Here is a 25,685-nt window from a genome sequence, read left to right on the forward strand (position 1 = left end):
TTACTACCTAATAAGCTCCTCTACTCTTTAGTACCGCCGGAACAGTCTGAAACAGTATTTGAATATCAATCCAAATGCTATAGTTGCGGATGTAGTGCATATCCAGCCTGACTCGATCTTCATAACTAAGGTTAGAGCGTCCGCTCACCTGCCATAAGCCTGTCAAACCCGGTTTAACGGTCATAAGATTGGTTTGCCAACGTCCGAATTTAATCATTTCTTGGTAAGTAATCATACGTGGTCCCACCAAACTCATTTGCCCCTTGAGTACATTCACCAGTTGTGGTATTTCATCGAGGCTGAGTTTTCTTAGCAATTGCCCTACTTTGGTTATGCGCGGGTCATCTTTCAGCTTGCCGTAACTTTGCAATTCTTCCAACAAATCGGGGCGTGCGGCAAGAATGGCATCTCCATTTGTGTGCATAGTGCGAAACTTGAGAGCATAGAACAGGTTTCCGCCCTGCCCTACTACTTTGCGGTAATGTATAATCGGACCGGAGGAAGTAAATTTCACAACCAACGCCAATGCCAACCAGAGGGGCGATAAGATTGCTAAAATTGCCAGCGAAACCGCTATATCCAGCAACCGCTTGAGAAGCGCGTTCAGTCCCGTAATCCGCACCTTGCTAACTGTCACCAGTGGTAAACCGTTAATCTCTTGCACTTCCAGCCCGGTAGTAAGAATTTCGTAAACGGTAGGAGAGAGGCGAATTTCAACTTTACTGGTGGTAAGATACCGTACGACCTCGAACAATTCTTCCTGTTCAAGCGCAGTGCTGGCAATAATTACCTCGTCTATGTGATGCTGTTCAACCGCGTTTCGCACGTCTTCTACCAAACCCATCCATGCGCCGGGCCATGCCAACACTTCTTTTGAAACCGGTCTAATCGAAACATCACGTGAGTCGGCTGTTTCACGCGGTTTGCAGCGGCGTTCCCCTACAAACCCCACAATTTGCAATCCGGGTTGGTTGCGCCCTTCTATTAATTGTTGTGCAATCCGGCATGTTTCCGCATTAGCTCCTACAATCAATACTCGCGTCATCGCTAACCCTAACGTCCGAAGACGATAAAGCACACGGCGCACTACAAAGCGGGTAGAAATAAGTACGACAATGCTACTAATCCAAATCATTAACAACCAAGCCCGCGAAACTATCAGGTGTTCATCCATAAAAAAACTGAGCGCCAGCAGCATAATAATGGCAAGGCTGCATGCCTGAGTGGTGCGCCGATATTCGGCAATCCCGCCATGTAATACTTTCAAATCGTAAAGCCGATAAATAGCCAGCAGCGCCAACCAAGGAGGAATCAACCAGAAAACCAATTCAGAATAAAAGCGCAGGGGTGAATTGGGTGGAAGATATAGAAAACCAAATACTTTGAAGCGGATAATATATACCAGCGCGAAAGTGAGTAACAAAGCAATTGAGTCTGCCAATAGCAGCCCTCCAACTACCAGTAACCGCTGACGATGACGTGCATTATTAACCTTCGCTCCCACAGAATCCCGCGCATGTTTGTGTGCCAGCGGGAGTAATTTATCCTCACTCGATAATTCGTAGGGTAGTGCCATAATAGCTTGCCTCTCGATACACTTGTTTTTTAAGAAACGGGGATTACAGCCGCGTGCCGTACTGCTAACTGCCACATTTCTTCAATAGCGCGGGCAGCTTGCGCCCAGTTATAATGGCACGCTACATATTCGCGCCCTCTATGCCCCATCTCGGTTGCCCTGCGCTTGTCTCGCAACAGTTCCACAATTCGCCTTGCTAATTCCGCGGGATTGCCTTGCTCCACCAGTTCGATTTCGATGCCATCGCGCACCTGAATAGCGCGAGTTACATCGTGGGTGGCGATTATGGGCGTGGCACAAGCCATTGCTTCCAGCACTTTGTTCTGAATACCGACGCTGTAAAGCATCGGGGCAACTGCCAAAGTCGCACGGCGCAATAACGGAGCAATATCCGGCACAAACCCTGTTACTTCGATTCCAGCTTTTCCCGATAAACGCAACAAATCATTAGATGGATTGCTGCCTGCCAATTGCAAACGTGCATGGGGTATTTCTCGGCGCACTGTTCCCCAAACCTTTTCTACCAGATAGCGAGCAGCAGCAGCATTGGCGTGATAGCTCAATTTGCCAGAAAAAATAACGGTAGCATCTTCACGGGCGGATGGCTCAGTTGGGGGCGTGAAATGATCGAGCGCAACCCCGTTGTGGATTACCCTAATTGTGCCGTTAGATACCCCCCCTAACTCCTCCAAAGCGGCAGCATCTTCGGCACTGGTTGCACAAATCTGTTTGAAAAATGCGCTTACTACCAGTTTTCGTTCATAGCGGCGAGAAGGGTTTAACTCAAGAACACTTATTGCCCGATTCTTCAGCGGACCATGACGAAGGGTGCGTTGAACCAGCAAGGAAATACAATCAACTGAATCCCAAACTGCGGGCAAGCCTATCGCCGCGAGTCGTTCTCCGGTATAGGCTGCCCTGAAATGCTCCACATGCGCCACATCAAATTTCTTTTCGCGTGCCAGTTCCTCAAGGCGTAGCAGCAACGCTGGACTGTAACAGAAACGCGCCTGCATAGGTAAGCCTTTAGACAACGCCTTCAAGCTGTGCGCTATAGCTGCCTTCTTGGAGCATTGCACGGTTTCTACTGACAATCCGGGTATTTCTGCTGCAAGCCGTGCAGCGTCTGCCTGCTCTTGCCGATTGAAAACTGGGGCAAGTAAAGTTAGCTGATGGCAGCAAGCCAGCGCCTTTAACAGGTGGTAAGGTCTGGTTCGCAAGCTATTTGGTATATAAGGAGTTATAAATAATACATGCACAGGCAAACCTTAGCTATTAATAAAATTTATCAGGATAGCCAAAACTAATTTGATTTTAGTTTTTTGCTCTGAAAAGGCTGTGAAAAAACATGTTAGGCTATTAATCTTTTTTAAGGAGTAATAAAAAACACCGGCAAGCCTGAGTTACCTGCCGGCGCTATTCTTCTAAAGCCTTACAATGGCGCATATAGAAGCATGAGTTTTATTATCTGGTCAAGTTGGCAACACTTCCCGCAATCCGCTCCAATTGCTCTACAGTTAGCGAAGGATAAATCGGCAGTGATAACACCGCCCCCATCGCCTGTTCCGTAACCGGAAGGCGCGTTTTGTAGCCGAGATTCAGATACACATCTTGCTGGTGAATTGGCACAGGATAATAAATACCACAGCCGACCCCCATTTCGCCCAAGTGTGTTACCAGTTGGTCGCGTTTAATTGGGCTGCTCTCCTCCACTATTACAGTGTACTGATGGAAAGCATGCGTACAATTGTCGCGTGTCATAGGCGTTACCACTTTTGCTTCGAGTTCGGCAAGCCTACCGTTCAGGTAAGCGGCGTTTTCGCGCCTACGTGCATTCCAGCCCGGCAATTTCTGTAACTGCACCCGACCGATTGAAGCATGCAAGTCGGTCATACGATAATTATAGCCGAGCATTTCATGATAATAGCGACGACGCATTCCGTGCGCCCTGAACATACGAGCGCGTTCGGCTACTTGCTCCTCATTGGTAGTAAGCATACCGCCTTCACCACTAGTCATATTCTTGGTCGGGTAGAAACTGAAACAGCCAGTTCCAAAGCTCCCAACTTTTCTGCCATTGTACTCAGCTAGGTGTGCCTGACAAGCATCTTCGATTATAGCCAACCCGTGACGCGCTGCAATATCCATAATTTCGTACATCGGCGCGGGGTGTCCAAACAGATGCACCGGCATTATAGCTTTAGTGCGCGGAGTGATAGCAGCTTCGATAAGGGCAGGGTCGAGATTAAAAGTAACAGGCTCAATGTCCACAAAAACAGGACGTGCGCCTGTATAAAGAATTGAATTGGCAGTAGCAATAAAACTGAAAGAGGAGGTGATTACTTCATCACCCTCACCAATTCCGTAAGCCAGCAAAGCGGTGTGCAGGGCAGTAGTCCCGCTTGAAACGGCAATAGCATATTTTACACCGCAAGCGCGGGCAAATTCTTCTTCAAAGTGAGCTACTTCTGAACCCTGTGCCAGTTGTCCAGATTGCATCACCGCCAACACTGCTTTTTGTTCTTCCACGCCGATTTCTGGGCGGGCGATGGGGATGTTAATTTGTGATGAAATAGCGTTCATAAGACCTTCCTTAAAAATTAAACACATAACTTTCACGACAATTCTGGCAGAACCAGCTAACCTCTTTCTGGCTTAGGGTGAGAGGTCTGCCACAGCGACAAACATAGCCGCGCACCCTCGCAGGAGTACCCATTACCAGACAATGGTCTGGCACATCCGCAGTAACCGTTGCTCCTGCTGCTACCAATGCAAAAGTGCCGATTCTCACCCCCGGTAAAATAACGGCACCTGCGCCGATAGAAGCGCCATAACGCACTAGTGTACATTCCACATTCCAATCTGAATCGGTTTTTAACTCGCCATCCGGGTTTATAGCGCGAGGATACAAATCGTTGGTAAAACATACATGTGGTCCGATAAACACGCCACTTTCAATCATAACCCCTTTATAGAGCGAAACCCGATTCTGGATTTTCACTCTGTCACCGATTACCACTTCGCTATCAATATAGACATCCTTACCCACGATACAATTCTTGCCTAAGACTGCTTTCTCTCGAATCTGGACGTGGTGCCAAATTCGAGTCCCTTCCCCGATTAATGCTTCGGAAGAAACATCAGCAGTAGCGTGAACATATACGTTAGCATGTTGAAAAAAAGGGGCAGGAATTTGCTCAACCTTTAACACCAAATCCCCACCACCGACCTCACATTCAACCGCCTTTAACGCATTATCTTCTTTAGTTTTGCGCCCTTTTCCCACAGTTAATCCCATCTTACTACGTTCTCCTTTTGCAGGTAGCACATCTAAATAGCCACTTCACAACACCTTATCCTGCTTTCCGATTAGCTCGGAATACAATTCATCGAGCGGTTTGTAAGCTACCCGAAAATCGTATTCTTCCAATGCCAGTTTGCGCCCCGCTTCGGATAGACGCTGTGCCAAATCTCCATCCAGCAATCGTAGGCAAGCTGCCGCAAAAGCTGCGGGCGTATCCGCAAGCAAGGCGTTTTTGTCATGTTCTAACTGCACCCCCTCTGCCCCTACCGTAGTAGAAACAATCGGTAAGCCTAACGCCAGTGCATCCAGAATTTTGACTCGCATCCCTCCACCGGATAACAACGGCACAATCAAACCGGAACACCGTTCCAGTTCCGGGCGTAAATCCTCTACGTAACCCACAACCCTTATACCCGGTTGCTGTGCTGCCATCTGATAAATTTCAGCGGGAGGTCGCGCCCCGATAATCGTATAGGTAGCCTTAGAACATTTGCGACGAATCAGAGGGAATACTTCTCTACCAAACCATAACGCCGCTTCTATATTGGGCGGATAAAACATTGTGCCTAGGCTAACCAGATTGCATGAAGCCGAGCTAATTTTAAGCGGCTCTACCCCTTCCGCATCAATTCCGATTGGGATAACTTGGCAGGGTACGCCCAGTGATAGCGCATCTTCCCGGCTTACCGCCAGCACCACATCAAAACGCCGACAGGTTTTCTGCTCGTAACGGCGCAATTTGTGAGCTTCGAGCTTCAGCAGCAGCCTTTTTAACGGGTTTTTCTGCCCCCGTCGAAGCCTATCAGCAATTGCCCAAACTGCATTATGTTCATCCAGTACCCGTTTCGAGACTGGAAGCGACAGGGCAAATTGCGCCATATTCAATTGGTCTGCATGAATCGCCACAAATTTATTGGTAGCCACCAAACCTTGCAACAACTTGTTCATAGGGCGAGAACGATCTCGCACCATCAAAAAAGGTTGCCCGCTTAAAAGACTTAAAAGCAAAGCAGCCACATCTCGCAAACGAGTACGCTGCATCGGTACTGTATAAACTTCACAGCAATACTTTAATAATTCATCAACATGCGAAGGGGTATTGTCCGAACGTATAAAAGAAACCAGCACAATATCAAAAGAGCTTGCAAGATAACGAATCAGGTTATAGGTCTTGATTTTGGGACCGGCATCAGGTGGGTAAGGTAAGACTTGCGTAAGTAATAACAGGCTGGGTTTACCAGCTTTCGCTTTCTCCGAATAAGAATTGGGGCTTAATCCGGTGTTAAGCAGTGTCATCTAAGATTCTCGCAATCTAAAATAAACTTTACCGCCTCAAGAAAGTTTCGCCTTATTGGTACAAGCCTGCGCTTGCCATCTTGTGCTTTGATATTTCCTAACAAAGCAAGCGCAGCCCGTCCGCGCCCGGTTAAAACCAATACTGAGTTACAGCCTACTGCTACTCCTGCCTCAATATCAGTTATATAATCCCCAATGAGCCAACTTTTATCCAACCGCGCTCCATACACTTGGGCAGCTTTCAGGAGAAGTCCCGGCTGTGGTTTCCGGCAGTGGCAACCCATCTCTGGCTTGTGGGGGCAGTAGAAAACCGATTTTACCCTTCCTCCACCTGTCTCTATTTCCTGCATCATCCGCTGGTGTAATGAATCCACCTGTTCGGTTGTAACCAAGCCACGCGCTATTGCCGCTTGATTGGTAATTACCACCACTTCGTAATTATGTTGGTGTAGCAAGCGAAAAGCTTCCAGCGCACCGTCCTCGAAGATGAAATCTTCCCAACGCAATACATGTTCGACTCGGTTATGATTAATGACACCATCCCGATCAACAAAAATAATTGAATTTTGGCGTGTCAAAGTTCTTACAGCCATAGCGCCACGCTAACTAGCAGCCTCCATAAGTTCTCTCTTTTTCTCAGCCAAATTCAATCGAATAGTGGCACAAATAGTATGCTCCAGTACCAAATGTGCATCCTCGACTTGCTCGATACAAGCCGCCGGAATGACAAGGCAATAATCTACCTTGCTTTTTAATGCCCCACCCTTGAAGCCTGCCAGACCAATAGTAGTCATACCAAGTTGTTGGGCAGTTTCTACCGCACTCAGCACATTGGGAGAATTGCCGCTACCGCTTATAGCAATAAGCAAATCGCCCGGTTGCCCTAGACCTTCCAATTGTCCTGAAAAACAAGTATCGTAGCCGTTATCGTTAGCCCATGCGGTAATTTGTGGCAAGCTATCGGTTAGAGCAATTGCGCGAAACGGGCGAAACCCCTCAATACGAGTGCCTTTCGCTAGGTCGCATGCCATGTGGCTGGCAGTAGAAGCACTCCCGCCATTACCGCAGATAAAAATCATCTTTCCATGCCTGCCAGCATCTATTATTAAATCTATTATTTGTGCTACTTCAACTGGCGAAATGCTATTCAAAGCTTCTTCTAAGCCGCCCAAATAGATTTTGACACGCTGCTGTGTATAGAGTTCAGGCGTTTGATACTCAAGCTTACTATTCTGTGTTGGGTAGTTAATCATTACATCGCCTCCAGCAAAATTTCCCCACTTGTGCGGCAAGATAAAGGTGTAGAAAGAGCGTTTGCCAAATAGACAAAAGATAAACGAGTCAGTTTCCTTATGTATAGGGCTACTAATTCTCTAAATTTGAGTGTAGAGACAATCAGTGAGAGTGCAATGAATGCCCCAAGAGTGGTTGTGAAATTTTTTTAAGGGGTCTCACAGCCTACCTGAAAAACCCCACAGTTTTTTCCAATCCACTATCCAAATCGAATTGTGGTTTCCAGCCTAACGATTGCGCGGCGCGGCTACAATCAAAATAGGCTTGATAAATATCACCGGGTCTTTTAGTGGCGTGTCTAACCGGAGTTTCCTTGCCGATAATCCGGCATAAACGCTCGTATAGCTCGTTTACCGAAGTGCCACGCCCGGTTGCTAGGCAAAATAATTGATTATCGCCCTTTTCCAGAGCCAACAAATTTGCCTGTGCTACATCGCCTACATACAGGTAATCTTTTTCCTGTTTCCCATCCCAATCAATTCGCACTTCACGACCATCCAGAATACGGCGTGCAAAGATGGCAATAACCCCCGCTTCGCCATGTGGACTCTGACGTGGTCCGTAAATATTACCGTAGCGGAAAATTGTAAAATCCAAGCCTTTCTCAGAATGAAAATACTTGATGTAATACTCTGAAGCCATTTTTGTGATGCCATAGGGTGATTCCGGCTTTTGCAAAGTGAGTTCAGTAATGGGGAGTTGCTCCGGTGTGCCATAAGTTGCGCCACTACTCGCAAATATTACTTTTCGAGTACCTGCCTGTACACAAGCCTCCAGTAAGTTCAGCAAGCCGAGAATGTTCACCTCCGCATCTAGCGTGGGCTTATCGGTAGAAATTTTGACAGAGTGTTGTGCAGCGTGTAAGTTTACCACTTCGGGCTTTTCGGTTAGAATCAGACGTGCCGCTTCTGTGCTTCGGATGTCCAGCTTATAAAATCTGGCATTTCGATTAACATAATCGCGGTTACCTCCGCCTTCTTCCCAGAGGCTATCTATAACTATTACCTCATGCCCTGCTTCTATATAGCTATCTACTATATGTGAGGCAATAAATCCGGCTCCTCCAGTTACCAAGATTTTCATACTAATTACTCCTTTTCCAATGCAATGTATTTCCGAAAGTATCGCTAGTTTAGACAACACTTATGAAAAAAGGATTAAAGTTATTCGAAGTCTAGCAAGCTGTCGAAAGAAGCCAAAAATTGGAGGCATTTTAGGGAAATGAAAAAATAAAAACGCCCCAAACCTGCTGTACTCTCCTGAAAAGAAGTAGCAATTTTCCAACCTCGTACAGCTTTTCAAGGCTGGTATCGGCGAAATGCTCGACTATAATCTCTACCTTTTTGCGGACGGCAGGCGCGTTTAGATTTACGAACGATTGCAGTAGCTAAGAAGCTTTGGCTTTGTCATATTGGGGTCTTCTTCTATTTTCTTGAGCAATTCAAAGAGTCACGGCATTAGCTGTCTGGCATATGTCCCACCCTTATCTTCTCAATAGCCTCCTATCTGAACATCCGTACTTAATGTGTTACAATACCGCCATATACCGCCATATACCGTCATGATGGCGATATTATGATGGCGCACAATGTTATTGGTTTAGGCAGATACGGAGATTATGCAAATAGAAGAGCTTGAAGCGCTAATCCGAAACGGGGAAACCTCTGCGGTTGAATTCAAGATAGCTCCGCCACGTTTATCCGAACTGGCTGAGCGGCTCTGCGGATTTGCCAACTCAAAAGAGGGAGGCAAGCTCATTATTGGGGTGGCAGATGAAACTTGGGAAATTGTAGGGGTCAAGTCCGTAGCAAAGAGCATAGATAACCTTCTGCAAGCTGCTCGCTTATGCAAACCCCCAATATCATTGCAACCGATTCACCCTGAAGTAACCCAGATTGGTGGCAAAAACTTAATAATCGCCACCGTTCCCCCCAATAATGGTACAATTTATCAAGCAAGTGGCGTGTTCTGGTTACGGCGCGGCACCCAGACCAGCCCAATGGATGCGGAAGAAATCAGTCGCTTTTTGTACGGGCAGGGTTCTCTGAAATGGGAGCTACAGCCTGTGCCGGAAGCTAACTTGGAAGATTTGGACAAGGACAAGATTAATCTCTACCTGCAACAACTTTCGGCTATCACTCGTCGTCCTGCTCGCCTTAATAATCTACAAGAACTACTGGTAAAACTGAAATGTGCCGTAATTAACGGGAAGCCGGAAAAGCCGATAGCGCACCCTACTAATGCCGGACTGCTCTTGTTCGGGCATTCCCCCCGTGAGTATTTGAATCAGGCTGAAATAATTGCTACCAATTACTTGGATAATAGCGGGGTACGGCGTTTCAGTGACCGCAAAACTATCACCGGCACTATATCGGAACAGGTTGAACAAGCGGAGGGGCTTCTGCGATTATGGACTCCGGTATCTGGTCGAATAGAAGGTTTTAGACGACTAGAAGAGCCTGAATTACCTATCGAAGCCCTGCGGGAAGCGGTGGTAAATGCGGTGGTACATCGGGATTACAGTCAGGAAGGAACTTCGGTACGTATCTTCTATTATTTAGACCGGGTGGAAGTACATAATCCGGGGCTTTTGCCGAGTAGCATATCGCTGGAAAATCTAAGGCTTGGGCAAGCCACTTCCCAGCCACGCAATCCCATAATTGCCAGCATCTTAAAGGATATGCCGGGAGGCTATATGGAGCGGGTCGGTAGCGGTATCAGGTTTATAATAGACCAGATGCATGCGTTAGGTTTGCCAGACCCGGAATTCAAGGAGCAGAATGAATTTGTGGTTACTTTTTACCGGCGAGGAAAAGAGACAGCCAAGCTTGTAGATGCACCTGTGGAGACCCTTTTTCCAGAAAGACGGCAAGAATTGGCAATGCAACATGTTGGGGAGAAAGGTTTTATCACATTTAAGCAATATCGAGAGTTGACAGGCGTATCAGAATCAACTGCAATAAGGGATTTGGAAGGGTTGGTGACAAGAGGGTCACTTCGGAAAGTAGGTAAAGGACCCGCTACTCGTTATCAACTTTGATATAGGGCAGGAACGCGAGTATAGCAGTTCGGGGGAAAAGCGGGATGGCAAATTCGATACAAGTGACCCGGCAATTCTTCTTCTGCTATTGTCGCCAAATGCTCCCAATCTACGTCAAGTGGCGAAGGTAGGGGCGGATGGGCGTGACCAAGACATTGGGGCTTTGGCGCAGGGAATTAGAATAGCCTGTTGCGGGCTAAAGAACACCGGATGGGGCATAGCGGCGAGGAACTCAACCCTCAGAGATTATAACCCTTATGTTATGTTTCACCCCATCGTCTTGCAAGAAAACCTTTCCGGTAGCGAGAAATAGCCCATCCAGTTCAACTCTGATTTGACCTTTTGCAATACCGGTTGGATTTTCGACTTTGATATGGTAATCGGTACTGTTGTAAAGATATTTTATTTCATACTGTTTCCATGCCGGTGGGATACAAGGGGCGAAGGCAAGAAACCTACCTTCCCTTCGTAGCCCAAGCAGCGCTTCAATTCCCAGACGATATAACCATCCAGACGACCCGGTGTACCATGTCCAACCGCCTCGACCCGTATGCGGTGCAATAGAATAAATATCTGCCGCTATTACATAGGGTTCGACTTTATAGAGTACAGGGTTTAAAAGCGAGTGGGTAATTGGATTAATCATATGAAGTAACTCCATAGCTTTTTGACCCTCCCCAAGTTGGGCATAAGCCCAAATCACCCATATGGCGGCATGTGAATATTGCCCTCCGTTCTCGCGCACGCCCGGTACATAGCCTTTTATATATCCCGGATTATGCGAGGTCTTATCAAAGGGTGGGGTAAAAAGCTTTATGAGTCCCGCCTCTCGATCAATAAGCTGCTGTTCGACCGCTTCCATAGCCTTACGACTACGGGAGGGGTCAGCCGCACCCGAAATAACAGCCCAAGATTGAGACAGGGAATCAATTCGGCATTCCTCGTTCTGAGCCGAGCCCAGCGGAGTTCCATCATCATAGAATGCCCTGAGATACCACTCACCGTCCCAAGTATGCTTCTCAAGCGCAGTTTGAAGGTTACGGGCTGCCAAACGATAGCCAGTGGCACGTTCGTTTTCACCTCTGTTTTCAGCCAGCGCCGCTATTTCCAGCAGGTTAAGATAGAGAAACCAGCCCAACCAAACGCTTTCGCCTCTGCCTTCTTCTCCCACCAGATTCATACCATCGTTCCAATCGCCCGAACCCATCAGGGGTAGTCCGTGACTGCCTAGATGTCCTAGCGCATACTCGATGGCTTTAATGCAATGGTTGTAAAGTGTTCCCTGTGCCTCTGAGGTTACAGGATAGCCATAATATTCAGCTTCGCTTTGTGCTAGAGGTCTTCCTTCCAGAAAAGGAAGGATTTCATCTAGCGCTTCTACATTCCCGGTGGTTTTTACGTAATGAGCGGTAACAAAAGGTAGCCACAAATAATCGTCCGAGAATCTGGTACGTACCCCGCGACCCGAAGGTGGATGCCACCAATGCTGCACATCACCTTCCACAAATTGCCGTTCGGCAGCGCGTAAAAGTTGCTCGCGGGTAATTTCAGGAGCCGCCAACGTCAACGCCATCACATCTTGAAGCTGATCCCTGAAACCGTAGGCGCCCCCGGATTGATAAAAAGCCGAACGCGCCCAAATTCGACAAGATAGAGTCTGGTAGAGCATCCAACCGTTTAACAGTATATCAAGCTGAGGTTCAGGGGTAAGCACTTGTACCTTTTGCAAAATTTTTTGCCAGTTTTGCCGTGTTGCGGCATAAGCCCTTTCCACATCATTAGGGTCGCGGAAGCGAGTTACCATCTCTTGCACTTGGGACGCGCTTTCAGCTTGACCGAGCAGGAATATTAGCTCAGCTTCTTCGCCGCCCTCCAACTCTAAATAAGAGCGCATAGCAACGCAAGGGTCAAGACCCGCGCCGCTACTTTCGGAAAAACTTGGCAGCGACATCCCGGCAGGTTTGCCCAAATTGCCGTTCCGCCCAATAAATTCCCGCCTATCACAGGTATAATTTAAGTTTTGTTTGTCCCCTGCTACAAAAGCAACCAACCCGCCAAATTCGGTATTATAAGGATTACGTGCAAGCACTGCCCCTGTTTTTTCATCGCGAGAAGTAATTAGGTAGAGCGAGGTTTCTTCTCGCAGAACTCCCAACACCCACTCTGCATAAAACGTAGCGGAAAGCCGACGTTTTACAACAGAAATATTGCGTAACCTTAACCGATAAATTTTTACCGAATCATTTGGGGGAACAAAGATGGTCAATTCACTGTGAATTTCGTTCTCAATATGCTCAAAGGAAGAGTATCCGAAGCCGTGTCGCGTGCGGTAATGCCCTACACCGTTTATAGCTGAAGTAGGTGTCCAGACCAACTGGTGGTCTTCATCTCTCAGGTAAATTAACTCTCCGGGTTTATCGCACACCGGATCATTTGACCAAGGAGTTAGACGGTTCTCACGGCTATTTTGAGACCAAGTATAGCCACTTCCGCGTTCTGTCACAAGACAACCAAAACTCTGGTTTGCCAACACATTCGACCAAGGAGCAGGGGTTGGTTTTCCCGGTTTTAGATTAATAACATACTCCTGACCACCTACCGTAAAACCGCCATACTCATTGCCATATTCCAAACCGAGTTCTTCCAGTTTTGGCGATTCTGTGTAAATTTGTGTGCGGGCAATGGCTTTGGGCAATTGTAACAAGACTTGGCGGTCTTTCGATTTTTTGAAACGCAATTGCTGGGTCAAGTCTCCCCACGTACCTAACAATACGGCACGCGCTATTGTTTGAAATAGAATGTGGTCTTCTTCCGGCATGTTTTTTTTGCCTAGAACAAAGATGCCGCCGGGTTTTGCCAACCAACCAACCGCCGGGCTATTCCGAATCAGCGCCATTATTTGATCCTCAAGCGGCTGGTTATAGCCCTCCCCTTCTTGGTTTAAAATCACCAAATCTATTTGCAAATCGTTAATTCTCCAATATTCGTGGGCTAGTATCAGTTCCCACACCAGCGGAAGTTCTTCGGGATTGCCAATCTGTACCAGAATAAGGGGGAAATCTCCTGAAATCCCGTACTTCCAGAGTACCGGTTGATTGCCGGTGTTGCGTTCTAGTATTGCTGGAGCAGCTCTCAGCCACGAGTCAGTGTAAATAGCAAGGGATGCCAAGCGTTGAAAGCGATGAATATCATCGGGATTGATGTTAAGATGCTGCATTTCCACCTGAGCATCGCCTAAGGCTAACTCGAAAGTACGCATTACCACATTGTGATCGTGGTATTTATCAGCCAACTCTACCGCTTCCTTACGAGATTGTGCTACGGCAGTAGTAAAGGTTACGTGGGCAGTACCGCCGGAAACAATACGCACACACCTTCTCAAGCTGAATATCGGGTCAAGCACTGCTCCAATCGTATTGGTGAGAGGCTGTTTTAAAGCGATTGGCTCTATCAGAGTTCCGTTCCTACCAATGAAAGCGGCTCGGTCTGTTTCATACTCTACTTCACCAGTTATATGACCGCGTACCGCTACTACATGTATTGCCCAAACTTGTTCTTCATCGCGTGAGCGGGGGCGGCGGGATGCCAGAATTGCATTTTGTTCCGGCAAAAATTCAGTTTGGACAAACAAATTGCTAAACGCCGGATGGGCATTATCTGCGCCGGACGGTGCTAGAACAAGCTCACAATAGCTGGTTAATTTCAGTTCCCGCGCAAATTCGGTTCGATTGGTTAGAAAGAGGTGACGAACTTCGGCGTTGTCCTCCGGTGAAACGGTCACCTCCATTCTGGTTTCAATCCCGACTATTTGTTGTCGGAACTCCGCTTTATGCAACGAATATATCACCTCATATTCCTGCGTTTCATGACAGGTAGGCTGATAAGTCGCTGACCAAGTTTCACCACTACGTACCTCCTGAATATAGCAGAAGTTACCCCAAGAGTCTTGGGTAGTATCCTCATGCCAGCGCGATACCGCCAGCCCATTGTAACGGCTGAACCCTCCCCCAGAGTTGGTAATTACCAGAGTGTACTTACCGTTGGAAAGTAGGTGGGTATAGGGTACGGGGGTATTCGGCGTTTTATACTGACGTGTGGCAAGCCCTTTTGGAACATAATTCTCGTAGCTTTCCTGCACAATTTGCGGGCTGGTAGGGCGTGGAGCCTGACGAGAAAATTGCTCTTGCAAAAGCATTTCAGTAGCTCGTATCATCGGTTCGCGGTGAAAGCGGGTCTGCATTAGATTCTTATTGAGATAATTATCCAGAGCAAGTAGACTCATTGCCTGATGATGCACCATATAAGAGCGTATAATTACCTTCTTTTCTCCCGTCAAAAGGCGTTCCGGCGTATAATCTACTGCTTCATATAAGCCGTACTCACCCTGCAACCCTTCGGCTATCAACGCTCTGATATTTTCAACAGCGGCATGGGGCTGAAGGGGCAAAGCTAGGAGTGTGGCGTAGGGCGCCAATACAAGTTCATTGCCTAACCAGCGTTTCAAACCCAACCCCGGCACTCCAAAGGCACGGTACTGGTAATTCATATTCACATCGCGCAGATTATACGCCGATTCGGAAATCCCCCATGCTAATTTATGCTGTCGCCCATATTGCCGTTGCTGTGAAACTACCGTTTTGTAGGCTTGGTCGAGCAAAGTGTCAGGATAGTTTTGCATTATGAGGAGAGGTAATAAGTATTCAAACATTGTACCGCTCCAAGAGATAAGACCTGCTTCGATTCCGGCAGGAGTAAGTGCGCGACTCAGATGAAACCAATGTTCCTGTGGCACATCTCCTTTGGCAATTGCAACGAAACTTGCCAGACGCGACTCAGATGCCAGCAAGTCGTAGTATGAATTATCCATTCGTCCATCATTTAAAGAGTATCCGATTGAAAAGAGGTTACGATTGGAATCATACAGAAACTGGAAATCCATCGCGTGCATCTGCTCGAAGGCTTCCCCCTCTAATTTTTCATGACGCATAATAAGTTTCAGGGTGTTATTGCGGGTTTTCAGGAGCATTTCGACTAACTCATCCTCCGCCGCCGAACCGCCGGAAAGAGCTTCCAGAGCAGTATCAATCAGTCCGGTGAGCGCACCAAAAACCGGAATATAGGCGTACAAAGTTGCCAGCGCCGGGTGCTGCAATTGCTCAAAAGACCAAGGGGCAAGATTTTCAAGGTCGGTGAGAAAGCTAATAACCTGTTCATCCAGATGTTCGAGCCATTTCTTGGCTTTCGCTGTTGTGGGCGTAAGTGCAGCTATCCGACGCGCTACCGACTGGAAAAATAGCGCGTAATCTTCCAATGTCAGTAGTGGTGTATTCGTTATAAACCAAACCAACGCTTCTATTTCGGTTGTCGGGTCGTTTGGCAGCATTTCCTCTTGCAGTAGGGAGATGGTGTCAAGCAGTGCAGCCCTGACCTGTGGTTCTATAATCGGCTGGTTTAACTTATTAAGATAGCTTTGCCTTAGAGTGATTAAATAGCCAGCCAGATTGCCGCTATCTACGGTGGAAACATAGGCAGGCGTAAGAGGTTGCAATGTGCGAGTATCATACCAGTTCAGTAGATGACCCCGATAATGTGCTAAGGCGTTGAGGGTGGCAAAGGTACGTTCAGAACGTTCTGTAAGAGCATACAGCCCGATATAACCCAAATCATGGGCAGCCATATCCGCCAGTAATTGCAAACCGATATTTGTTGGTGAAGTGCGGTATGCTACAACAGGGCTGGGGTCTTCTTGGAAATTATCCGGCGCTAGGTAGTTACCTTCTTTTGTGGTGAAAGTATGAAAATACTCCCAATAAGAGCGTGCCAATTTTCGCAGTTCAAGGTTATCAGCCTCGCTTGCTTGTAGGGCTGGCACAGTTACCGAACGGGCTAACCAATCCGCCAAAACCGGGGCTGCCAACCAGTCTAATAGCATTGGCAAGGCAGGAAACCCTGAGAGTTTCCAGAAACGCCTTATAAAAAGCGTCAGTGGAAGTAGCGCAAAAAGAACCCGATTTCGCAAATTACCGTGAGAATTATCCTTGCGATGATGCACCTGCTCCGCTGTTTCCCATTCCAGAAGATTGCGATGGGTAATAAACGACCGGACGAGGGTACGCCCGATTGCATTCAGGTTATTGCCGGCATCGTCAGCCAAAAAGGTTAGATTAATCAGGAATCGTGCTAGGTCGAGTCTTAAGGTTTGGCTAGATGCCTGCAAGACAATAATAGGGGTTCGTGAGGTAGCGACGCTAAGTAGCAGATCGAGCAAATCAAACAAAAGCGGCAGCGCCAACGGAGAGACCGATATTGCAGCCCATCTGGTTGCTTTTCCGGGTATTATCCCCAACCAACTTGCCACCAGCAACGCCACCAGCGATGAGGGTAATAGGCTACGCCTTAAATTATCAAATATTCTATAACGTGCCATAAGCGGTAACACATTGGGTACAATTTTACCATCAGCCTGTGGCACATTGGGTAAAATCCAACGCAGGATTTGCCAATCCCCTCGTATCCAGCGATGCATCCTAGCAGCATATGCCGGATAGGAACTAGGATAGTTATCCAACAACTCGACATCAGACAATAACCCGGTTCCGGCGTAACTTCCTTCAATTAAATCGTGGCTTAAAAGGGTGTTCTCAGGAAAGCGCCCCATTAGAACATTTTGTAGCACCTTTGGGTCATAAATCCCTTTCCCGGCATAAATTCCTACCCCGAAAAGATCCATATAACCATTTGAAACGGCAGTGGTGTAGGGGTCAAGACCGACATTGCCTGAAAATATTCGGGCAAAGTGGCTGCGATTCGCGCTACTCAAATCAATTCCGATTCGAGGCTGCAAAATACCGTAACCCTTTACAACCTGACCAGTTGCCTTGTCTATTACAGCTTGGTTAAGCGGGTGGGCTATCGCCCCAATCAAAACTTTTGCTTGGTCACGCGGCAAACGAGTATCGGCATCAAGCGTAATTACGTAGCGGATTTGGGGTAACAGAGAGAGGTTTCCAACCTGAATCTGAAAACCGGTTTCGGTAGAGCCAGCCAGCAAACGGTTAAATTCCTCCAATTTGCCCCGTTTGCGTTCCCAGCCCATAAAACACCTTTGGCTATTATTCCATTCTCGCCCACGGTGGAACAGGAAAAAGCGGTTAGACCCATAGCGGAAGTTTAAATCTTCAATCCGGTTGGTAGCCAAATCAATAAGCACCTTATCTTCGGGCATTTCGGCATGGGGCGCATCTGCAAAATCGGTTAGAAGCGCAAAATGTAAGTTTGGGTCCGCATTAGCAAGATAGCAAATCTCAAGCCGATCAAATTGTCCTCCAATGCTTTCTTTAGTGAGTAAAAGAGTAGGCACAACTATCATTGTACGCATTGTAGCTGGAATACCCTCGCTTAAATCAATTCGTGGTAATACTCGAGGCGGGAAAACTTTTGAAATACTCCAATTAGCCAACCCTTGGGCTATTTCACTGGTAGGAAGCAATAGCAACGTGGCGGTTAATGGCAATCTTCGGTGAAAAAGCTTGCTGCCTCCCAACTTCAGCCCCAAGGCTAACAGCGTAAGTGTACCGCCTGAAATTGTGCCGAAATAGAATTGTTCAGGATGCTTCAGAATAAATTCCCGAATGCGCTGCCCCAATCCGGCATGATAATTAATGCTCTTCTGAAACGACTTGCTGCCCAAACCTGTAAGGTAATAACCAACATGCGATTTAGCTACCCCTTTTGTCTCGGTATTATCAAGGTTCTGAGACACAACATTAACCAAACGCCATGCTACTTCTATCTCGGTCAAATCTGTGCCTCTCGCCAAATGTTCTACAATATGACGATAGCGATCGCGGGTAGCGAAAGTGTCCACACCATAAGTACGGGCAGGGTCTTTGCAAAGAATCTGCTCCACATAGCACATTTTCTCGAACCAATCTGCCCAGTTTATGGAGGAAATAGTCCGCATACTGGTTATAATATTACCAATGGTAGTTTGATTAGCCGCCTGCCGCAGTTTCTCAGACCTAATGAGCGCCTCGATGCTGCTGTAATGAACTGTTAAATGGTTTTCCAACCATTCAACTTCTGCCTCTATGCTTTTATCATTGTCATAATCTCGCAGCCTCCACAAGAATTGCGCTGCAAAGGGTGTAGGCAATACCGGATATTGTACGGTCAACTCGGCTAAAATAGATTTAGTGCTATTTTTCTGAACAATCCGTTCTAATAGACGATCAACCAAGCGGTCAGCCTCTTGTCGAAGCTTACGTTCTTCCAATAGAAGCGTGGACAAATGCCCAAGATTCTCAATCAAGACAAGCCGTAACATAATTGCAATTGCCCAAAGCTCACCCATAAGCAGCGGTTTAACCGTTTGGTAGGCGGAGACGAAATTTAGCGTGTGTTCAAGGTCCAAACGACCGTCAGTATGATAAACTAGGGCTATCGCGATAGAATAAACGCGGGGAAACCCAACAAAGGGTTCGTTACTGAGTTTGGGCAACTTCTTGTAAAATCCACTAGGAAGGTCTTCCCGAATTTCACGGAATTGGTCGAGTACCACCGGCATATTATCCAGCAACCATTCTGCTCCCGGTGAAATCGCCCTCTTTTTACTTACATCTTCCGCTGAAACCTGATAGGCTTCAAGCAAAGCATGTTCGTGAATATCAAGTTTTGTTTTCAGTTGCTTAATGCTACCAGCATGCCGCACTATCCGATGTTCTTCTGCTAGAGTATGGGCTTTTTGTTCAAGCGCCTCGCTACTAAGCAAATCTCGGTGAGAGGTTTGCAAGCTAGAAATAGCTTTTGAAGGGGACATTCGCTGAGAAGTAAGGCGCTTCCATGCAAGCGTTAGGGTAAAACCCAATGTGACACCTGCTGAAAGCGCTAATTTTTTTGAAAAGTTCATTAATAGTTTCCGTGGTTTTGATGAGTTTCGCGGCTATTTTGCTCAGTGGTAATTACAGTATTTGTTTCTTGGACTCCAAGGTCTATTATCTGCACTATGACACGTCTCCCCAGATGGCTTATTTCTGCTTCAAACTCAATCTCAGCACGTAATATATTAATAAGCTCTTCTGATTCGATGTGGGCTGTATGCGCACGCTTGAGCAAAGTCTTTAATTGGTTAGCCACTTCGGTTGGCGAAATGGTTTTTTGAGAGGCTGCTGATGAGACTACTGATATTGTAGTTACCTCTTCGTAGTGGCACACCGAGCAACTATACACAAGTCCAGAGGAGGTGCGGGACTCAGTCCCCGTTAGCTCATTACCACAATTATTGCACACTCTTACTTTTGAGGCAGGTCTTTGCATTTCTTTACTCCTTTTATATTCGAGCATATTCCACCAATTGAGTGAACCTATATTCGTGAAAGCAAGCTGAATACGAAATATTTGCACGGTCATCTAGCCTTTATTAACCACACAACCGAAACCATCTAGTTTTCCACTGTTGATACAGCCATCCTAGAGAAGGATTCTATTCAAAAAGCAAATTTTCGATTTAGAACTTATTAGTGATAGGAAAAATCGCTTGGGAACAACTCTTGAGCGTCAGACATTGCGGTGAATGTAGTCTATTTACATGGTACAGCCACAAAAATAGCTTCCGGCTAGTGTAGTGTGTTTGTACTCTTTTAATTTAACTTAAATTTGTCATGTACAAAGCAGTAATAAATGTAATCTTGACTCTGTGGTAATCCTGCAAAAACACCATATTGAAAAGAAGAAGCAGATAAAAAGTTGCAAATCCTGTTTGGGGATTTGAGTGGAAGGATTGTTGTGGGTGTTATGGTTTTATCATACAAGTTTTACTTGCCTTGTATATATATTATACAACCTTTTTAACTATGAGTCTAACCCTATTCCTATATAAATCAAATTAAGCGCAGAAAGCGGGCTTGAGAGCCGTCCCTTAGTTCTAGCCTTCGGCGCCCCTTCCCACCAGTTAAACAAGCGCACCAAATTGAACGCTACTACCGTGATAATATTTCGCGTTCAGTTCGAGGTTGCAACCGAATTATCCGACCTGTGATATGTAGCTGAGGCACCAATTCTCGCTTTGCTAACTCCTGACGAGAAATATATGCTAAAATCTTTAATCACCAAAAGGCTATAAGAAGGGTACAAATTTATTTCGGAATAATGCCGTACTTAACAGTTTAGGCAATCGGGCTTTTTTCCACAATGTAACGTAGCCACCGATACTAACATTTTTACCTCTTTACACCATAATAGTAACTATTGTGATAAACTCAATTCGTAGCTCCCAATAATATGATGGACAATATGGTAGCAGTGCAGTTTTGGAGAGAACAAGATGAAGCGTTTGGTAATTCTTGGAGCGGGATACGGTGGGCTGGCGTTGGCTCAAAAGCTGGTCTCTTTAAGCAAAGGGCATAATAGCTGGAAAGTGACTCTAGTTGACCATAGAGATTACCACCTCATTCAGGTACGCATTCACGAGGTGGCAGCAAATAGTATTCCAGCAGCACAGATAAAAATTCCCCTTTCCGAGCTTCTACAAGGTCACAAAGTGGAATCAATTCAAGCAAAAGTGATAAAGATTGACCCGGTAGGGCGGACGGTGGAGACTACCTCAGGCTCTATCAGCTATGACCGATTGGTGGTGGCGTTGGGAAGTGTTACTGATTTCCATAACATCCCCGGTTTGCAGGAACACGCCTTCGCTATGAAAACTTTGGATGAAGCGATTTTGTATAGGAAAGCGGTTGTCGAAGCTTTCCGCAAAGCCACAGCAGCAGGCGCAGAACCTTTGCGTAAAAATGACCCGCGCCTGACTTTTACTATTATCGGTGGTGGGTTGACCGGCACTGAACTGGCAGGAGAAATGGTAGATTTCTGCAACGACCTGTGCAAAAAATTTCCGACAGCCCGCAACGCATACCGGATAGTGCTGGCAGAATTAACGCCACACTTGCTACCAGAGTTAGGCGCAGAGAATGGCGATTACGCCATGAATGACCTACGCCGTAAAAATGTGGCGATTCTTACCAATAGCGGCATTGACCAAGTTTTGCCCGGCAGTGTTCATCTTATCAATGGAAAAACAATCAAAAGCAATATAATTTGTTGGACGGGAGGGGTAAAAGCCCCGCCGTTGGTCAAAGAGAGTGGTTTCGAGACTACCAGAGACGGTCGCATTGAGGTGAATCATAATCTACGCAGCAAACAATTCGAATCGGTTTATGCTATCGGTGATAACGCCTTTATCCACGATGGGCGCACCGGAAAGCCAGTCCCACAGACTGGACAATATGCCGAGCTACAGGCGGCGTATCTGGCAAAATGCTTTGCCCACGAACAACCGGGTGTCACACCCGAACCTTACACCCCTTTCTCGATGGGCATCTCAATTTCGCTAGGGCGGGGAGAAGCCCTGAGCCTGAGCGGTCCGCTAAAGTTGACAGGGATGCCGGGACGAGTAGTGAAAGACCTTTCCTACACCAAGCACGAACTAGGGGTACGCAATGTGCTACCGGAAGTAAGACTGGGTTAGGTTTGTTTCTTGTATATTAGCAATCGCCGACCACATGCTTTGTGCATATGGTCGGTTTTGATTTCGGCTGGATTGTTACAATCGACTAGCAGTTTGCAAACATTGCAAGTCAGAATCTGATATGACCGTTAAACTTGCTCTTTACGGCGATACTGGATGGCTTCAGCAATGTGCGCCGCTTGTATCGCTTCGCTACCGGAAAGATCGGCGATTGTGCGTGCCAATTTCAGGATACGATGGTAGGCACGGGCAGACAGCGCCATCTGACGGGTTGCCGCTTTTAGTAAACTTTCGGCAGCCGTATCGGTCTTGCAGAAAACGCGAACCTCGCCTGCGCCCATCTCGGAGTTGGTAAAGAGTCGGCGAGGCGTTTTGCTTTCCTCGTTGGCGGAGGGGCGGTAACTATCGAAGCGTTTTAGCTGGATTTCGCGGGCGCGTGCCACCCGTTCGCGCATGCGAGCGGAAGGTTCGCCCAGTCGGGTATCTGCCAATTTCTCGTACTCCACCCGCGGCACTTCGATATGAATATCAATGCGGTCGAGTAGAGGACCACTCAAGCGTTTCTGGTAATTCTGGATACGAGCAGGGGGGCAAACGCAAGCTTTTTGTGAGTCTCCAAGATAGCCGCAAGGACAGGGGTTCATTGCGCCTACCAGAATGAAGTTAGCCGGGTATTTGACGCTGCCAGAGGCGCGGGACAACACCAACGTGCGGTCATCTTCCAACGGTTGCCGCAACTGGTCGAGCATTTGCTGTCCAAACTCCGGTAATTCGTCCAAAAACAGCACGCCGCGATGCGCCAGACTAATTTCACCCGGACGCGGGAAGCGCCCACCTCCCACCAGACCAGCCGAGGAAATCGAGTGGTGCGGTGAGCGGAAGGGGCGTTGTATCACCAACGGCGTATCGGAGGGCAATAGACCCGAAACGCTGTAGATTTTGGTCACTTCCAAAGCCTCGTCAATGGTCATAGGGGGCAAAAGAGTAACCATAGTGCGTGCCAACAGCGTTTTACCTGAACCGGGAGGTCCCGACATGAAAACGTTGTGTCCGCCCGCCGCCGCGATTTCCAACGCGCGTTTAGCATGTTCCTGCCCCTTGATAAGGCTGAAATCGTAGCGGGAATCTTCTTCATGGTTTTTTTGCAGCAGAGTTAGGTCGCGCTTGATAGGCGCGATAGGATGTCGCCCTGCAAGATGCGCCTCCAGTTCGCGCAGAGTCGCCACCGGATACACCGACACGCCTTCCACTAATGCCGCTTCCTTTGCGTCCATCGCAGGTACAAAGATACGCCGAATACCGTGTCCCTTCGCCACCGATACCATCGGCAACACTCCATCGCTGTGACGCAGCGAGCCATCAAGGCTTAATTCTCCCAGAAAAATAGCATCGGAGAGGTCACCATATGCGCCATCGCTGGCAGAAACCAAAATACCCACCGCAATAGGCAGGTCGTAGGCAGGACCTTCCTTGCGAACATCGGCGGGCGCAAGATTTACCACCACCCGTTTGTTGCCGGGGAAATAGCCGCCGCTGTTCTTGATAGCGGCACGCACCCGCTCACGTGCCTCTTGCACCGCCGTATCAGGCAGACCCACCATGGCAAAAAAGGGGTTGCCGTTGGCAGTATCCACTTCCACTTCTACTAAAATACCTTCCAGACCGAGCAGGGCGCAGGTGTAAACTTTGGCAAGCATGCGGCTATTTTCCCATCTCATTGCAATTTTTTGGTTCGGCTTGTTTTATCTTAGCACGGGGCTTAGGGTGTTGCAATCTGTTTTAATAAACAGCTATTTTAAGATTTTCGCCCGATATAAAACAAGGAGCGTAAACCCCTTGTTAAGGGGGTAGTTGGTTTTGTGATAATAAAATTTCCCGGCTTCTTTACCGGGAATTCTGATTTGCTCTAGAAATTTTGCAGAAGGGTTAGCCGTTTTTCTGGCTACGATAGCGGCGAATCAGCGTGTTAGTGGAGCTATCGTGCGGCAGTTCTGGCTCTTCAACACTGGTGAGTTGTGAGATGATGCGGTTCGCCAGTGCCTTGCCCAATTCCACGCCCCACTGGTCGAAAGAGTTGATGCGCCAAATAGTGCCTTGCACAAACACCTTATGCTCATACAGCGCCACCAGTTTACCCAACGCCTCCGGAGTTAGGCTCGGCAGCAACAGCGAATTGGTGGGGTGGTTGCCCTCGAAAATACGGTGCGGTTCTTGAAATGCCGGCACTCCTTCCGTATGTACCTCACTAGCGGTTTTGCCAAAAGCCAACGCCTCGGTCTGAGCAAAGTAATTGGACATCAGCAGGTCGTGATGATTGCCCAACGGATTCAGCGATTGAGAGAAACCTATGAAATCGGAGGGAATCAGCTTAGTGCCTTGATGGATAAGCTGATAATAAGCGTGCTGCCCATTAGTGCCGGGCTGTCCCCAGATAATGGGACCCGTCTGGTAATCAACTCGGTTGCCGTCCAAATCAACGCTCTTACCGTTGCTCTCCATATCGAGTTGCTGCAAATACGCGCTCAAGCGACCGAGATAATGGTCGTAGGGCAAAATCGCCACCGTCTCCGCGCCGAAAAAGTTGTTATACCACAAACCAATTAGAGCCAACAACACCGGCATATTCTTTTCAAAAGGCGCAGTACGAAAATGGGTATCCATCGCGTGGAAGCCCGCCAACATACGACGGAAATTATCCGCGCCAATCGCAATCATTAGCGAAAGTCCGATTGCCGAATCGTAGGAATAGCGCCCACCAACCCAATCCCAGAAACCAAACATATTGGCGGTATCAATCCCGAATTTGGCAACTTCTGTGGCATTGGTAGAAACCGCCACAAAATGGCTCGCCACTGCCTTTTCGTCACCGAGCGTTTTCAACGCCCAGTCGCGAGCGGTGTGCGCGTTGGTAAGGGATTCAACGGTGGTAAAAGTCTTGGAAGAAATGATGAACAACGTTTCGGCAGGGTCAAGGTCACGGGTGGCTTCTGCAAAATCGGTGCCGTCAATATTCGAGACAAATCGGACGTTGAGATGGCGTGCGCTGTAGTGACGCAAAGCTTCATAAGCCATTACCGGTCCGAGGTCAGAGCCACCGATACCGATATTGACTATATTGCGAACGGGCTTGCCGGTAAAGCCTTTCCACTCCCCACTGCGTACACGCTCCGAGAAAGCCGCCATTTTATCCAGCACCCCATGCACTTCTGGCACCACATTTTCGCCACCCACCAGCACAGTGGCATTGCGAGGAGCGCGTAAGGCGACATGCAATACCGCCCTTTTCTCGGTAACATTGATTTTTTCGCCGGTAAACATCGCCTCGATGCGTGCTTTCAAGCCCGAATCTTTAGCCAGTTGCAACAATAGTTTGATAGTCTCAGAGTTCAGGCGATTTTTGGAATAATCTAAATATATATCTTCAGCCTCAACAGTGAGGGCAGCGCCACGTGTTGGGTCAATGGCGAAAAAATCGCGCAGGTGCGTATCCTTTATCTGCCTGTAATGGGCTTCGAGAGCTTTCCAGGCAGGGGTTTGAGTTAGATTATTGCTCATTTCCAGTATCCTTTCGTTCCATTTATAAGCCCAGCAGCATTATATAACATTCAGCTTCAAAGTTTATCAGACTTTGAGCTAAAAATCGATTCGACTCCAA

Annotated in this window: 14 protein-coding genes; 2 read left to right on the forward strand and 12 right to left on the reverse strand. The window is 47.5% G+C overall.

Going from position 1 to position 25,685, the window contains the following annotated elements; all coding sequences use genetic code 11:
• Nucleotides 1-7: 7 nt before the first annotated feature.
• The 8 genes from WCK19_RS03250 to WCK19_RS03285 form a co-directional block, all read right to left on the reverse strand.
• Nucleotides 8-1,576 carry a sugar transferase gene (locus WCK19_RS03250; protein ID WP_342395922.1) on the reverse strand — a complete coding sequence of 523 codons (1,569 nt, stop codon included), beginning with the start codon at nucleotides 1,574-1,576 and terminating at the stop codon, nucleotides 8-10.
• Between the two features lie 29 nt (nucleotides 1,577-1,605).
• Entirely contained in the window at nucleotides 1,606-2,796 is a 1,191-nt protein-coding gene (locus tag WCK19_RS03255) for a glycosyltransferase (RefSeq protein ID WP_342395923.1), read from the reverse strand.
• Nucleotides 2,797-3,040: 244 nt separating this feature from the next.
• Entirely contained in the window at nucleotides 3,041-4,159 is a 1,119-nt protein-coding gene (locus tag WCK19_RS03260; protein WP_342395924.1) for a DegT/DnrJ/EryC1/StrS family aminotransferase, read from the reverse strand.
• Between the two features lie 10 nt (nucleotides 4,160-4,169).
• Nucleotides 4,170-4,874, reverse strand: a complete 705-nt coding sequence (locus WCK19_RS03265; protein WP_342395925.1) for an acyltransferase — start codon at nucleotides 4,872-4,874, stop codon at nucleotides 4,170-4,172.
• A 45-nt stretch (nucleotides 4,875-4,919) separates the two neighbouring features.
• A complete protein-coding gene (locus tag WCK19_RS03270) occupies nucleotides 4,920-6,176 on the reverse strand; it encodes a glycosyltransferase family 4 protein (protein WP_342395926.1) in 1,257 nt (418 codons plus the stop codon).
• Nucleotides 6,173-6,769, reverse strand: coding sequence for an HAD family hydrolase (locus WCK19_RS03275; protein WP_342395927.1), 597 nt, complete (start codon nucleotides 6,767-6,769; stop codon nucleotides 6,173-6,175). Before WCK19_RS03275 ends, WCK19_RS03270 begins: the two co-directional genes overlap by 4 nt.
• Nucleotides 6,770-6,778: 9 nt before the next feature.
• Nucleotides 6,779-7,429: an SIS domain-containing protein gene (locus WCK19_RS03280; RefSeq protein ID WP_342395928.1), complete on the reverse strand. Its 651-nt coding sequence runs from the start codon at nucleotides 7,427-7,429 to the stop codon at nucleotides 6,779-6,781.
• Nucleotides 7,430-7,634: 205 nt separating this feature from the next.
• Nucleotides 7,635-8,552, reverse strand: a complete 918-nt coding sequence (locus tag WCK19_RS03285) for an NAD-dependent epimerase/dehydratase family protein (RefSeq protein WP_342395929.1) — start codon at nucleotides 8,550-8,552, stop codon at nucleotides 7,635-7,637.
• A 535-nt stretch (nucleotides 8,553-9,087) separates the two neighbouring features.
• Here WCK19_RS03285 and WCK19_RS03290 point away from each other — a divergent pair.
• On the forward strand, nucleotides 9,088-10,509 hold the full coding sequence (locus tag WCK19_RS03290; RefSeq protein ID WP_342395930.1) for an ATP-binding protein: 1,422 nt from the start codon (nucleotides 9,088-9,090) through the stop codon (nucleotides 10,507-10,509).
• Nucleotides 10,510-10,741: 232 nt separating this feature from the next.
• Here the strand turns inward: WCK19_RS03290 and WCK19_RS03295 are convergent, their stop codons facing one another.
• Complete coding sequence (locus tag WCK19_RS03295) at nucleotides 10,742-19,417, reverse strand: glucoamylase family protein (RefSeq protein WP_342395931.1); 8,676 nt, start codon at nucleotides 19,415-19,417, stop codon at nucleotides 10,742-10,744.
• Entirely contained in the window at nucleotides 19,417-19,824 is a 408-nt protein-coding gene (locus WCK19_RS03300; protein ID WP_342395932.1) for a hypothetical protein, read from the reverse strand. Before WCK19_RS03300 ends, WCK19_RS03295 begins: the two co-directional genes overlap by 1 nt.
• A 1,006-nt stretch (nucleotides 19,825-20,830) precedes the next feature.
• Here WCK19_RS03300 and WCK19_RS03305 point away from each other — a divergent pair.
• Nucleotides 20,831-22,030 carry an NAD(P)/FAD-dependent oxidoreductase gene (locus tag WCK19_RS03305; protein ID WP_342395933.1) on the forward strand — a complete coding sequence of 400 codons (1,200 nt, stop codon included), beginning with the start codon at nucleotides 20,831-20,833 and terminating at the stop codon, nucleotides 22,028-22,030.
• Nucleotides 22,031-22,158: 128 nt separating this feature from the next.
• Here WCK19_RS03305 and WCK19_RS03310 read toward each other — a convergent pair whose 3' ends face one another.
• Nucleotides 22,159-23,748, reverse strand: a complete 1,590-nt coding sequence (locus WCK19_RS03310) for a YifB family Mg chelatase-like AAA ATPase (RefSeq protein WP_342395934.1) — start codon at nucleotides 23,746-23,748, stop codon at nucleotides 22,159-22,161.
• A 208-nt stretch (nucleotides 23,749-23,956) separates the two neighbouring features.
• Complete coding sequence (gene pgi, locus WCK19_RS03315) at nucleotides 23,957-25,585, reverse strand: glucose-6-phosphate isomerase (protein ID WP_342395935.1); 1,629 nt, start codon at nucleotides 25,583-25,585, stop codon at nucleotides 23,957-23,959.
• Nucleotides 25,586-25,685: the final 100 nt, after the last annotated feature.

Source organism: Candidatus Chlorohelix sp. (assembly GCF_037138995.1).
In the GTDB taxonomy this organism is placed as follows: Bacteria; Chloroflexota; Chloroflexia; order Chloroheliales; family Chloroheliaceae; genus Chlorohelix.